Raw genomic sequence first — 12,237 nt, 5'->3', positions numbered from 1 at the left:
ACCATATGACTGAAACAACAACGCCCGGCCCTCTCTCCCTGGCCAAAATCACAGCGGAAATATTCATCCCCCGCCTTGAAAGCACGTTCATCTTTTCGGCACAGAGCCATTCCTTGCCGGTGACGCTTGTCGAGTGCCGCGAAAACCCCGATGGGGCAGGTCCCGACAGCACCCGCACCCCCTTCACACTTGTTTTTCATGCCTCAACCAAGCAGGAAAATCCAATCCTGAACGTCAAAGACCTGATCGCAGACATGCATGGGCTGGAGCAAGGGTCGGTCGACACTGTCTCCATCCAGCGTATTTTGCGCCCACCGCGCTTACCTGCAGGGGCATACTTCCAGATTGTTTTTGGCTAACAGCGACGAATTTTGAGCGCACCAACACAACAGAACAGCACAAAAGGGGGAAACAATGATTGCTGGTACAGTAGCCCTGCCACACGGCATATCCGCACGCCCGGCCCGGGCCAGCGACAAGGATTTTCTGGCAAAACTGTTTCGCGATAACCGGGATGACCTGAAAGCAGTTGATGCCAACCCGGATTTCATAGACATGACCATCGACATGCAGCTTGACGCGCAAGTCAACGGCTATGGCAGCACGTTTCCCAATGCCATCTATCTGATTCTGGAAAAAAGCGGGTCGCGCATTGGCCGGGTAACGCTGGATATCGGTCCTGTTGAATTACGATTGATTGACCTGAATTTCATCAAAAAAGCCCAGAACAAAGGCTATGGTTCGGGTATCATACAATGGATCATGAAGGCGGCAGCACAAACACGCCGCCCGCTTATTGTTCCGACACGGCGCGACAATGTGGTTTTGCTCAGTTACCTGTTAAATTACGGTTTTCAGGAAGATGCTTCCATCTCTGATGACGTTCATGCGCGGCTGGTGTGGTTTCCCACCAGCACCGAAATGAACGGCAATTCCGATATCAAACCGCGCAAGGCCGCAACGGGTACAGTTTAAAATGGGGACATCGCCTCGGCTGGAACAAATTAAGCAAATAACCGGGTTTTTGAACGCTATTGGCATTCCAGTGTCATTTGGACCTCTGCCCGGTCCTGCGTTTTTGCCGGGCATATATGTGCGCCGGGGCGGACTAATTCTTGACCGTGATCAACTATTACATCCGGGTGATATCCTTCACGAAGCTGGCCATCTGGCAGTTATGTCCCCGAATCGCCGCAAGGCAGCCAATGGAAATGTTGGTGATGACGGCGGCGAAGAAATGGCCGCCCTTGCCTGGTCCTATGCTGCCGCCTGCGCGATCAAGCTGCCAACTGAAATTGTTTTTCACAATAACGGATATAAAGGCGGCGGGCCGTGGTTGGCTGAGCACTTCCAGACCAACGGCACCATCGGTGTCCCGCTGCTGATGTGCTTTGACATGACGACAACACCACAACCATCTGAAAATGACCCCGCCAGACCAGCGGATATCGCAACATTCCCTAACATGACGCAGTGGCTTCGCGAACGGCCCGATTTTGCATCCGAAAACACTGCCAATACACCAAATAATATAACTTCGCCTCCGGCTCAGCCCCCCGTGCACGGCGCAAGAAATTTTCGGCAAAACCACCAAACCCCGACGACAGACCTCGACCTCCCGGATCATGATCAGACATTATTCCTGACTGCAGATTCTGGCATTCACCATGTTAACTCCGCCATCACGCCAGATGACAGGATGCTCATCACAAACCGTCTCGACCTGCTATGTCAAAATTTGTTGGCCCGGCATAAACAGGGACAAACCCCCAACGACTGCCTGATTGATTTTGCCAATGACGGTGGCGTCAATCCGGTTGCGAAGGTCTTTCGCATCGAGCAGCTCTTGAAACAGGACGCCGCACTGGCGCTGTTTTTCCTCGGTCATCCGGCAATTACTGGCCTTGGCAAACAATTATGTGGACCAGATGCCGTTCCTGTTTATTTGTCGGTGCAATTTCGCAATCGCGGCGAAGCCCAGAAAATCATCTGGCATCAAGACATGATCCATGACCGCCAAGGACCGATTTACACGGTTGGGTTATATCTGGATGACGCATCGAGCAATAACGGTGCCTTGCGCATTATTCCGGGCAGTCACCACAACCGGGCCGATATCGCAACACTGATCCAGCAGCGATCACCAAAGATCAAAGACCAACTGAGCATTTCATCACACAGCATTCCGGTTAAAGCGGGTGACATCATTGCTCACGATGTGATGCTGGTTCATTGCTCCGATGCCCTGACCAAAACAGATTGCCGCCGAACCTTGTATGTCGAATTTCGTCACCCGCAACAGGCCGGTGCCAATCCAACCATGACACCATCCTGGATTGCCCAACAGCAAGCCTTGCTGGCAACAGCGCAAAACTATTGTGCCCTTGTGCGCGCAGCAGGCCGTTTCAGCGATGTTTCATTGCCCGAAATCGCTTGTACAAACAGCATTGAGGCCAACACGTTAAGACTGGAAACCGCAAACTACGGCTAAGCTGCAAATCGAAAATGCCCTAACTGCCCGATTTAAACACGCAGCCTCTCTTTGCGCAGGCATTACCGTCAGATCTCGCCCTTGCTGCTTTTTGTAAAGGCGCGAAAAACATCCAGTGTTTCGGCGCTGACGTGATGTTCGATGCCTTCGGCATCAAATTCCGCGATCTGGGCGTCAAGGCCGAGGGCGATCAGGAAATCATACACAATCTTGTGCCGGTCCCGGCACTTGTCGGCCAGGGTCTGACCTGCATCGGTCAGAAAGATCGAGCGGTAAGGCCGACTGGAAACAAAGCCGTCACGCTCCAGCCGCTTGATGGTATTATTAACAGTCGCAGGGGTAACGCCAAAACGCTCCGCAAGCGAAACGGCCCGCGCCTCGCCTTCTTCAACGATCAGGTCAGCAATCATTTCCACGTAATCTTCCGTCACCTCGCGCGCATGGGCGTCGCGAAGTCGGGCAAAGGTTTCCGCGTGATTTTCCTTGGGTGGAAGCGCCGCCCCGCCGGCCATTCCCGTCTCCTGCTTTTGCGTAATGAATTGTCATACCAATTTCAAAAGCAAAAATCAATTTAGCATCGGCTAACTTTTAATCCCTTCTCAAAAACGGCCCCGATTAATGCGCCTCGGCCCGCCAGAACGTCATAACAAGGCATTGATCGCGCCCCAGTTTCACGTCCTTGCGAAAATGGCTGTGCAACTGGCGATAAATTTTCTGTTCTGTCGCCGTCCAGCAATAAACACGCTGGTCATCTGCTGGCACCGGAATGGCACAAATGGATGCCGCAAACGGCGACATGTCGGCCGCATTCGGTTCAGGGTTCGGGTTCGGGCCTGTGCGCGTTAAACCGGCTTGGGTTCCAACGCGCGCCCCCATAGGCCCCACCGCCCCCGCAATGCTATTATGATGATCGGGCACAGGGGTGTGATGTGCCCCGTCGGGCGCGCTGCCATCGCGATAAACCCAGCCCAGATCAAACCCCGGATGGTGTGGCACAGTCATTTTGGCTTTCGGGCTGGAAACTTCAAAAATCACATGGCCGGTTTTGTCCGCAGGCAATTCTTCCAGATACCGGCAAACCGCGGGAAGCCCCGTTTCATCGGCGGCAAACAAATACCAGTCTGCCTGCGGCAAATCGCTGCCAATCGGCCCGGTGACGCCCACAAACTGGCCCGGTGTGGCATTATTGGCAAAACGCGACCCCGGCCCGTTATCGCCATGGACAACAAAATCAATCTCCATCCAGCCTTCATCGGCATTGATCTGGCGAATGGTATAAACCCGGGGCTCAACCTTATCCTCGCCCTGCGGCCAAACCGGCAACCCGTTTTCGCCCATGGTCGGCCATTTCGGGGTGCTTGCTCCTTGCGGCGGGATAATCAGGCGCACATGAATGGCCCCGCCCAGATAAGGGTTTAAATCATCGCCATGCAAACGAAGGCGGCGCATATTCGGCCCTAAATCCTGCACATGGCCGACGGTTAATTCGCGAAAATTGGGCAGTTTGCTGCCTTTTTCGCTGTTTTGCCCTGCCCCGTGCCAGCGGCAATCAAGGTTTGCCCCGGGTACGCGTTGATCGACCATCGTGATCACACCGGTTTTAAGCTGGCTAATAGCGGCGTCGGTGGCGGCTGCAATGTCGATCGATATCGCAGTGTCGCGCGCGCCAAGCCGCACCGTACCAAGCGATATCGAAATAACGTGGTCCTTGCCATCCATCGAAACGCTGCAATCATTGTCGCGGTAAAATGTCGCCAAAACATCGCATGCGGCGGCAGGATCCGGGACCGTTACCTGTGTGTGCGCCCGAACAAGTTTCGAAGTCATGATGTCAAAGCCCGTAATGCTTGCAGAATCAAACGAAGTTACGCACCGTAATATTACAAATGAAAATCATTCGCAATTTTTTATGGCACGTAACGCCGATATTCTTTTTTCTGCTCGCTGAAATGCGCTAAACCATAAGGACAGATGCGATATCCTTACGGAAGAATGATGGCTAATCCTGAAAAAATCCGGCGCTTGCGCGAAAAAGACCTGACCACAATGCTGCAATGGGCCGCCGACGAAGGATGGAATCCTGGCACGGATGATCTGGCGTCATTCTGGCATACCGACCCCGAAGGATTTTGGGGGGCGTTTGATAAAAACGGCCTGGCAGCGGTTATTTCCTGCGTCACATACAGTGCCGATTTTGCCTTTATCGGCTTTTACATGTGCCGTCCCGACCGCCGCGGACAAGGGCTGGGCCTGCGGTTATGGAACAGCGTGCTTAACGGCCCTGTCGCACAGACCATTGGCCTTGATGGCGTGGTGGACCAGCAAGATCATTATGCAAAATCGGGCTTTCAATTGGCCCATCGCACCATTCGCATGGCAGGCACCGTTGCAACGCCCGCATCATTTGTTGCACCTGCCGATTTGTTCGACTTGAAAATTGACGATATCGCCATTGTCGATGCGTTTGAACAAAGCCTGCATCTGTTTGCCGAGTCGCGATTATCGTTTCTGAGCGGCTGGATCGGCAGCGAAAAACACACAGCCCTGGCCCTTTATGGCCCGATGGGGGTGCGCGGGTATGGCGTGATCCGGCCGTGCCTGGATGGCTATAAAATCGGCCCGCTTTTTGCCCAAAACCCTGAGGATGCCGATTGCCTGTTTCAGGCATTGCTGGCCCGGCGTGAGGGTAATCCTGATCGCCCGGTCTTTCTCGATATCCCCGAACCCAACGCGGCTGCGGCAAGCCTTGCCCAAAAATACGGGATGGCACCGGTATTTGAAACCGCACGCATGTATCGCGGCCATGCACCAAAACTTGATCTTGCAAAAACCTTTAGCATTTCAAGTTTCGAATTAGGATAGCGGGCAACGGGGATAAATTAACAATTTTCCCCATTTGCAAAACCGGCAAAACTGCGCCCAGTATAGGGTCAGGGAATAAAAACAGTTTCACTATGGAAATCGGATAGTTACCCCCCAATCTGTTCTAGTGGCATATTGCCCCGGCCATCGAACTCCGTCCCGAACCACAACAGGTAGCAGTCAGATACAATGGATATCGCAACACTCATTGGAATTATTGGCGGGATGGGCGTTATTGTTGGCGCCATTTTTATGGGTGGCAGCCTTAGCGCCTTTATCGACTATCCATCGATCATGGTTGTTTTTGGCGGAACGACCGCTGCCACATTGATCAAATTCCCGATGCGCGATGTGATGAAGTCGATGAAAACCGGCATCAGCATTGCCTTTAAAAATCCCAAGGAAGACCCCCAGTCGATTTACGAAAAAGCGATGGAACTGTCGTCGCTGGTGCGCAAGAACGGGTTGTTGGGGCTGGAAAGCGTTGAAATTGAAAACGCCATCATGAAACGCGGCATTCGCATGTGTGTCGATGGCCATAATGGCGATGTCATTCGCAGTTCAATTTCCAGCGAAGTTGCAAAATCAATCCAGCGCGACGAACTGGGCGAAGTGATGTTTCGCGGTATCGGCGACACCGCTCCGGCCTTTGGCATGATCGGAACCCTGGTGGGGCTGGTGCAGATGCTGGCCAACCTTTCCGACCCCGATGCCATTGGCCCGGCCATGGCAATTGCCATGCTGACCACATTTTATGGTGCGGTTCTGGCCAATCTTATCGCCCTGCCCATTGCCGATAAACTGGCGTTAAAGGTTGAACAATTGCGTAATACCAAGGAACTGATTGTCGAATCTGTTGTACAGATTCAAGCCAGCCAAAGCCCGCTGGTGATGCGCGAAATTCTGGGGCCTTATCTGCCCGGCGGCATCCCGGTTGAAGACGGCGACGATGCGGCGGCCAGTTCTTGACCCCGAAACCTTATCGCGCCACACTTGTTTTTGCATTTTCTGGATAATTTCACCCTATGGCAAAAAAACCGGCAGCCGGCGCCCCCGCATGGATGGCAACATTTGCTGACTTGATGTCGCTGTTGCTGGTGCTGTTTGTGCTGTTGCTGACATTTGCCGAAATGGATGTGGTGAAATACAAGGCGATTGCCGGGTCGGTCAAATCGGCCTTCGGCTTTAGCAAGGAAGACAAACTTTCCGGTGTCATCGAAATGGATGGCTCGCTTTTGGGCAAGGCGCTTAAAAACCCCTCGCCCGATACCCCGCGCGTGGTCACCGACCTGCCGCCGGTGCAAACACCCCAGGTCGAAATTGACAAATCCGACACCGGCAGCGAACGGGCGGAAAAACTCGAAAACACCATCCAGACGGTTCTTCACCGAATGGGTCTGGCCGACGAAATCGGCATTGAACGCAAAGGGGATGAAGTCGTCGTGCGTTTCCCCGACGACATTGCCTTCCCCTCGGGCTCCTCGCAAATCAACGAGGAATTCGGCGCAATTTTAAACCGCGTTTTGCCCGTCATCAAACAAACCGATGGCACCGTAATTGTCGCGGGTCATACCGATAATATCCCGTTATCGCCGTCGTCCCGGTTTCAGTCGAACTGGGATTTGTCTGCATCAAGGGCAACCTCGGTTTTGCACTGGATGATCAATGAAAACGACATGAAGCCCGACCGGTTGATCTTGCAGGGCTTTGGCGACAGCCGCCCGATTGCCAGCAATGACACAGCCGAAGGACGATCCAAAAACCGCCGGGTCGAGCTGACCATTATTATGGAAGACACCCAGGGCACCCAAAACGGCGACACGGCCAACCCCAACCCTGATGCCGCCAATTTGCCCGCCAGCAGCCCCACAAGCACCAGCCCTCCGGGCAGTTTTGGCACCCGCTCTGAAAATGGCACGTCGCTGGGCGCGCCGGGCACGGGTGAAGAAAATCGACGTGTTGGCACAGGGTTTATTCGCCAGTCCCGGCCCTAAGCAAAAAACCGCGTCAGCCGACAATCGCGGCACCCAAACCAGCAAAAGCCCCTGATATATCGGACAGGAAAACGCTCGGTCAAAGAACGATGGCCCCGTTTTTCAACACCGCTCGCACACCCGTTCACCAACAATTCAATAACAAATTTCCTGCCCGCCTGCGTTAGATTGCCTCTTGCCACTGCACAAAGCTGGTATATACCCCATATGCATAGGTATAGTTATTCTTTCAGGGCCCATTCCAGAAATGCATCCGATGTCAGACCTGTCCGTTCTGTATGCCGATTACAGCCTCAAGGCCGCCAGCCTGATGCGCGAAGCCTTGCAGCCGCTAAATATCGGTGCGTTTTATGCGTGCGAAACCCAGGAAGAAACCCTGGCTCTGGCCCATCGTCATCGCCCGCAACTGGTCATGGTCAGCCTGCAGCTTGACGGGTATCAGGGGATCAAAACCATCCGCTATCTGCGCGCGATGTCGGGCCAGGAGAATACCTATTTCAATCAGGTGCCGGTTCTGCTCGGCGCAAAATCGCTTAACCGCGATGCCATGCGCGATGCCGTTCTTGCGGGCATCGAAGGGGTTTTTCGCCAACCGCTTAACCCTGACCGCCTGCATCGCATTATCACCACAGTGATCAAATCGCCACGCCGCTTTGTACTTGAAGGCGACTATTTTGGGCCGTCGCGCAAAAAAATCCCGTCCGAAAACCCCGCACAGGCCCCGCAACCTGAAAACAGCAACGATCCCGCCGATGCGTCCGCTAACGACATCCACAATGACACGCAAGATGAGCCCGCCGTGGCCAATCGCCGGGCACGCGCATCGACCGCACGCCCGATAAATGCGGGGACAACCCTGCGCTCTGCCCGTAAAGCCACCAGCATTTCTCGCCCCCCAGCCCCGCGTGACCGCACCGCCCTTTCTGGTGGTGCCATGTTGGCAGAGGCACCAGCACCGGGTGGCGAAACCGCGCGCATATCCTTGCAAGACGATGATTTACTGACCGTAGCGGCGGACCGTACCAAGGCCGTCCCGGCGCTGGAAATGCGCACCGCCACCAAGGCTGAGAAACAACCTGTTCGCACCGAAATTGGTTCACCTGCCGCTGCCGCCAACACGGCCCGCGACACCGCCCCGCCCAAAGACGATCTGGGGGCTAATGATTTATCCGCCGATGAAGAAACCCTCAATGACCAAACCCTTGATCCCGACCTGATCGAGGTTGATATTCGCGACGCCCTGCAAACCCACAAAATGTGGGTCGATACCGGTGGCAAGGAGGGACAGAAGATTTCCTTTGCCCATGCCGATTTGCGCGATGAAGATCTGGAAAATATAGATCTGACCCGTTGCGTATTGCCACAAGCCTGTTTGCGCAAGGCCAATTGCGAAGGTGCAGTTTTTCGCCGCTGCGATTTAACCGCCGCTGATTTTACCGGGGCCAATCTGAAAAACGCAATATTGGCAACCAGCCGCTTAAGCAACGCCCGCTTTGCCGATGCAACCCTGACCGGCACCGTCTTTTTGGGCGCCGACCTTGCCCATGCAAGTCTGCGCGGTGCCAAACTCGTCAATTGCGATTTAAGCGGCTGTAATCTGACCCAAACCGATTTGCGCGATGCCGATCTTTCGACGGTTAAAGGGCTGTTTGCCGAGCAAATTCAGCGCGCCCGGATCAATACCAACACCCGCCTGCCCCGCGACATGGCGCTTAAAACCCTCTGATCGCAGCGGGCACATCTGCGTCGGGCTATATCGGGGCTTTGCCTTATCTGATTAGGGTTCAGGCGGTGGGGTTATCTGCGGCCAAACATCTTTTCAATGTCATGCAATTTCAGCTCGACATAGGTTGGGCGGCCATGGTTGCACTGGCCGGAATGGGGGGTGGCTTCCATCTGACGCAACAGGGCGTTCATTTCATCGGCATTCAGTTTACGACCAGAGCGCACCGAGCCATGACACGCCATAGTCGCACACACATGCATCAACCGGTCTTTAAGGGCCATGCCCTCGCCCAGTTCCGCCAGTTCATCGGCCAGATCACGCACAAGGGCTGCGACATCAACCTTGCCCAGCATCGCGGGCACTTCGCGTACCACAATCGCGCCAGGGCCAAACGGTTCAATCACCAGCCCCAGTTCAGCAAATTCCTCGGCGCGTTCGGCCACCCGGTCGGCACCGGATTCATCAAGCTCCACCACCTCGGGCAATAACAAACCCTGGCGCTTAACCCCGGTTTGCGCCAGATCGGCCTTCATGCGTTCATAAACAATGCGTTCATGCGCGGCGTGCTGATCGACAATCACCAGCCCATCACGGGTTTGCGCGATGATGTAATTGGCATGAACCTGCCCACGGGCCGCCCCCAAAGGATGATCAACAAAGCGGGTGTCATCGGTGGCATCGATGCGGGCGGATGGCGACGCGCTGGCATAGCCGCCCGCCAGTGCCGCCGCAGCCGCCCCGGCAAAGCCGCCATCATACCCGTCGCCCGGCCCATTCCCCTGCCCGGCAGAAGGATGACCGCCAAAATCACGCGGGCGGTCAAACAAGCCGCCATTATCATAAGGTGCCTGGGCGGCATAATTACGTTCAATCGCCTGATGGCCGGGATAGGCATTGGGGTTGCGGTTATAACCGCCAAACCCCGCCATTCGGCCCGATGCACTGCCAAGCGCGCCATAGGGCATACCATTGCCGTCGTCGCCTTCACGGCGCACTGCCCCCATTGCCATGTCGGCAACTGTGGTCGATGCGCGGTGCCCGGCCCCGGCCAACGCATGTTTTAATGCCCCCACGATCAGGCCGCGCACCATGCCCGGATCGCGAAAGCGCACCTCGGTTTTGCCGGGATGCACGTTTACATCCACCTCGCGCGGTTCAACTTCCAAAAACAGCGCCAGCAACGGGTGGCGATCACGCGCCAGAAAATCCTGATAAGCCCCGCGCACCGCCCCCTGCAACAACCGGTCTTTGACCGGGCGACCATTGACAAACAAAAACTGCATTTGCGCATTGCCACGGTTCAGCGTCGGCACCCCGGCATAGCCGGTCAGGCGCGTGCCTTCGCGTTCGGCCTCGATCTGCAAGGCGTTATCCTGAAATTCGCGGCCCATCACCGCGCCAAGGCGTTTCAGGCGCGCATCAAACAAATCGCCACTACACGCCGGGTAATTCAGGATCGATTTGTTGTTATCGCCGCTAAGGCTAAAGCCAACGTCGGGCCGCGCCATTGCCAGGCGTTCCATAATCTCGCGCGCATACATCTGTTCGGTGCGCGCGGTTTTTAAAAATTTCAACCGCGCCGGGGTGGCATAAAACAAATCACGCACCTCAACCCGGGTGCCAAACGGGTGGGCTGCGGGTTCGGGTTCGCCCTTGTGGCCACCTTCGATGCTCAGGCTCCAGGCGTTTGGGGCGTCCTTGGTCCGGCTGGTCAATCGCATCCGCGAGACCGAGCCGATGGACGGCAAGGCTTCACCGCGAAAGCCCATAAAGGCAATGTTGAACAAATCATCATCGGGCAATTTTGATGTCGCATGGCGTTCAACCGCCAGGGCGAGTTCCTCAGGGGTCATGCCGCGCCCGTCATCGGTAACCGATAACAATGTCCGCCCGCCTTCGCGCAGGGCAACATCCACCTTTTGCGCCCCGGCATCGAGCGCATTTTCCACCAGTTCTTTCAACGCCGCAGCCGGGCGTTCAACCACCTCACCGGCGGCAATCTGGTTGATCAGATTCTGGGGCAGAATGCGCAGCGACATAAACAAAAGCCTGTGTTGTTCGATACCCTATATAGAAGGGCACAGCCCCCAAAAGCAACAGGGGCGGCGAAATCACTTTCGCTGCCCCTGCGTTATTTAAACACCACGTCGCAATCAATTATTCCAATTGCGACGTGGTTAGGCCCGACGGGGCCGCGCGCCCTGTGGCGCCAAAGCCAAACCGGCAGATGCCCGGTGCCCGGCGCTTGAGGGATGGGCTGATCGATCACGATCAGCCCATATTGATATAAACCGGGAAGGTTGAGCTATCCCGATTTAAAATCAATGCGGCGTTACATCAAAGCCAAACCATTTGTCCGACAGTTTTTTGATCGTGCCATCGGCCTTGGCTTCGGCAATGGCCTTGTTAAACATGTCGCGCAGATCGGTATCTTCCTTGCGCAAGCCAACCGAGCTGCCACGGCCCAGAATGCCACGCTGGAAACGCGGACCGGCGACAACCATGTCGCTGTTGCCTTCTTTGGCCGCAGCCGTTGAAAGGTAGCCCATCGATGCCATGATCACGTCAACGCGGCCTGCCAGCAAATCAAGGTCATGCTGTTCGGTTGATTTGTATTCACGGATTTCGGCGGTGCCTTTGAGGTATTTATCAAGGAATACCGACGCGATGGACGCGGTCTGCACCCCGATGATTTTGCCCTTCAACAGCGGCTTGATGTCTTCAATCGCTTTTTCAGCCTGCGGCAATTCGGTTTCGAGAGAGAAAACTTCGCCAAAATGCGGCATTTTTTCAAGATCGCTGCCGCGTGCAACGGCAAAGGTCTGGCCGGTGGTGCCATAGGATTCAGAAAAGCTGATGATTTTTTCGCGTTTTGCCGTCGCCGACATGCCCGCCATAATTGCATCAAACTTGCCCGCCGTCAGGGCCGGAATAATACCGTCCCATGCCTGCGTCACCATGGTGCATTCCACATTCATCCGTTTGCACAAATCCTTGTACAAATCGATTTCATAGCCATCCAGCGAGCCATCGGGCTTGGTTGCATTCCACGGGGGAAATGCCCCTTCGGTGGCAATCGTGATGTGCTTCCATTCCTTGGCTTGCGCATGGCCCAGCATTGCCAGCCCCATGCAAACGGCCAGAACCAGTTTACCAAATTTCAT

General features: G+C 55.2%; 12 protein-coding genes. 7 read left to right on the top strand and 5 right to left on the bottom strand.

All coding sequences use genetic code 11. The annotated features are described in order from the left end of the window. Positions 1 to 5 precede the first annotated feature (5 nt). Both TMES_RS04270 and TMES_RS04265 read left to right on the top strand, forming a co-directional pair. Positions 6 to 359 carry a DUF6916 family protein gene (locus TMES_RS04270; RefSeq protein WP_085579651.1) on the top strand — a complete coding sequence of 118 codons (354 nt, stop codon included), beginning with the start codon at positions 6 to 8 and terminating at the stop codon, positions 357 to 359. A gap of 55 nt (positions 360 to 414) precedes the next feature. Continuing rightward, positions 415 to 975 carry a GNAT family N-acetyltransferase gene (locus TMES_RS04265; protein WP_085579649.1) on the top strand — a complete coding sequence of 187 codons (561 nt, stop codon included), beginning with the start codon at positions 415 to 417 and terminating at the stop codon, positions 973 to 975. Positions 976 to 1,132: 157 nt separating this feature from the next. On the opposite strand, the gene TMES_RS22755 is transcribed toward TMES_RS04265, so the two are convergent. Next, positions 1,133 to 1,627, bottom strand: coding sequence for a hypothetical protein (locus TMES_RS22755; protein WP_158091185.1), 495 nt, complete (start codon positions 1,625 to 1,627; stop codon positions 1,133 to 1,135). 72 nt (positions 1,628 to 1,699) lie between these two features. On the opposite strand from TMES_RS22755, the gene TMES_RS22750 reads away from it, so the two are divergent. Further along, entirely contained in the window at positions 1,700 to 2,491 is a 792-nt protein-coding gene (locus TMES_RS22750) for a phytanoyl-CoA dioxygenase family protein (protein ID WP_158091184.1), read from the top strand. Positions 2,492 to 2,559: 68 nt separating this feature from the next. Here the strand turns inward: TMES_RS22750 and mntR are convergent, their stop codons facing one another. Then, complete coding sequence (mntR, locus tag TMES_RS04255) at positions 2,560 to 3,003, bottom strand: manganese-binding transcriptional regulator MntR (RefSeq protein WP_085579645.1); 444 nt, start codon at positions 3,001 to 3,003, stop codon at positions 2,560 to 2,562. 103 nt (positions 3,004 to 3,106) lie between these two features. After that, positions 3,107 to 4,318 (bottom strand): siderophore-interacting protein, encoded by a 1,212-nt coding sequence (locus TMES_RS04250; RefSeq protein WP_085579643.1) that lies wholly within the window; start codon positions 4,316 to 4,318, stop codon positions 3,107 to 3,109. Between the two features lie 168 nt (positions 4,319 to 4,486). Here TMES_RS04250 and TMES_RS04245 point away from each other — a divergent pair, with 168 nt between their 5' ends. The 4 genes from TMES_RS04245 (at position 4,487) to TMES_RS04230 (ending at position 9,073) form a co-directional block, all read left to right on the top strand. Next, the gene (locus TMES_RS04245) at positions 4,487 to 5,353 is read left to right on the top strand and encodes a GNAT family N-acetyltransferase (RefSeq protein ID WP_245835197.1); all 867 of its coding nucleotides are present in this window, start codon (positions 4,487 to 4,489) and stop codon (positions 5,351 to 5,353) included. Between the two features lie 189 nt (positions 5,354 to 5,542). Beyond that, entirely contained in the window at positions 5,543 to 6,322 is a 780-nt protein-coding gene (locus TMES_RS04240; RefSeq protein WP_085579639.1) for a motility protein A, read from the top strand. 56 nt (positions 6,323 to 6,378) lie between these two features. Beyond that, positions 6,379 to 7,347: an OmpA family protein gene (locus tag TMES_RS04235; RefSeq protein WP_085579637.1), complete on the top strand. Its 969-nt coding sequence runs from the start codon at positions 6,379 to 6,381 to the stop codon at positions 7,345 to 7,347. A 256-nt stretch (positions 7,348 to 7,603) separates the two neighbouring features. Beyond that, complete coding sequence (locus tag TMES_RS04230; protein WP_158091183.1) at positions 7,604 to 9,073, top strand: pentapeptide repeat-containing protein; 1,470 nt, start codon at positions 7,604 to 7,606, stop codon at positions 9,071 to 9,073. 71 nt (positions 9,074 to 9,144) lie between these two features. Here the strand turns inward: TMES_RS04230 and mutL are convergent, their stop codons facing one another. Continuing rightward, positions 9,145 to 11,112, bottom strand: coding sequence for a DNA mismatch repair endonuclease MutL (gene mutL, locus TMES_RS04225; RefSeq protein ID WP_085579633.1), 1,968 nt, complete (start codon positions 11,110 to 11,112; stop codon positions 9,145 to 9,147). Positions 11,113 to 11,394: 282 nt separating this feature from the next. Further along, positions 11,395 to 12,237 carry a transporter substrate-binding domain-containing protein gene (locus TMES_RS04220; protein WP_085579631.1) on the bottom strand — a complete coding sequence of 281 codons (843 nt, stop codon included), beginning with the start codon at positions 12,235 to 12,237 and terminating at the stop codon, positions 11,395 to 11,397.

Source organism: Thalassospira mesophila (genome assembly GCF_002115755.1).
Taxonomy (GTDB): Bacteria; Pseudomonadota; Alphaproteobacteria; order Rhodospirillales; family Thalassospiraceae; genus Thalassospira; species Thalassospira mesophila.
Note: the sequence above shows the minus strand (reverse complement) of the source record. Positions and strands in the feature narration are given on the sequence as shown.

Coding starts and splice junctions, on each gene's coding strand:
- TMES_RS04235 (WP_085579637.1), top strand. CDS start 6,379: ATGGCAAAAAAACCGGCAGCCGGCGCCCCCGCATGGATGGCAACATTT.
- TMES_RS04265 (WP_085579649.1), top strand. CDS start 415: ATGATTGCTGGTACAGTAGCCCTGCCACACGGCATATCCGCACGCCCG.
- mntR (WP_085579645.1), bottom strand. CDS start 3,003: ATGGCCGGCGGGGCGGCGCTTCCACCCAAGGAAAATCACGCGGAAACC.
- mutL (WP_085579633.1), bottom strand. CDS start 11,112: ATGTCGCTGCGCATTCTGCCCCAGAATCTGATCAACCAGATTGCCGCC.
- TMES_RS22755 (WP_158091185.1), bottom strand. CDS start 1,627: ATGATCCGGGAGGTCGAGGTCTGTCGTCGGGGTTTGGTGGTTTTGCCG.
- TMES_RS04220 (WP_085579631.1), bottom strand. CDS start 12,237: ATGAAATTTGGTAAACTGGTTCTGGCCGTTTGCATGGGGCTGGCAATG.
- TMES_RS04245 (WP_245835197.1), top strand. CDS start 4,487: ATGGCTAATCCTGAAAAAATCCGGCGCTTGCGCGAAAAAGACCTGACC.
- TMES_RS04230 (WP_158091183.1), top strand. CDS start 7,604: ATGTCAGACCTGTCCGTTCTGTATGCCGATTACAGCCTCAAGGCCGCC.
- TMES_RS04240 (WP_085579639.1), top strand. CDS start 5,543: ATGGATATCGCAACACTCATTGGAATTATTGGCGGGATGGGCGTTATT.
- TMES_RS22750 (WP_158091184.1), top strand. CDS start 1,700: ATGCTCATCACAAACCGTCTCGACCTGCTATGTCAAAATTTGTTGGCC.
- TMES_RS04270 (WP_085579651.1), top strand. CDS start 6: ATGACTGAAACAACAACGCCCGGCCCTCTCTCCCTGGCCAAAATCACA.
- TMES_RS04250 (WP_085579643.1), bottom strand. CDS start 4,318: ATGACTTCGAAACTTGTTCGGGCGCACACACAGGTAACGGTCCCGGAT.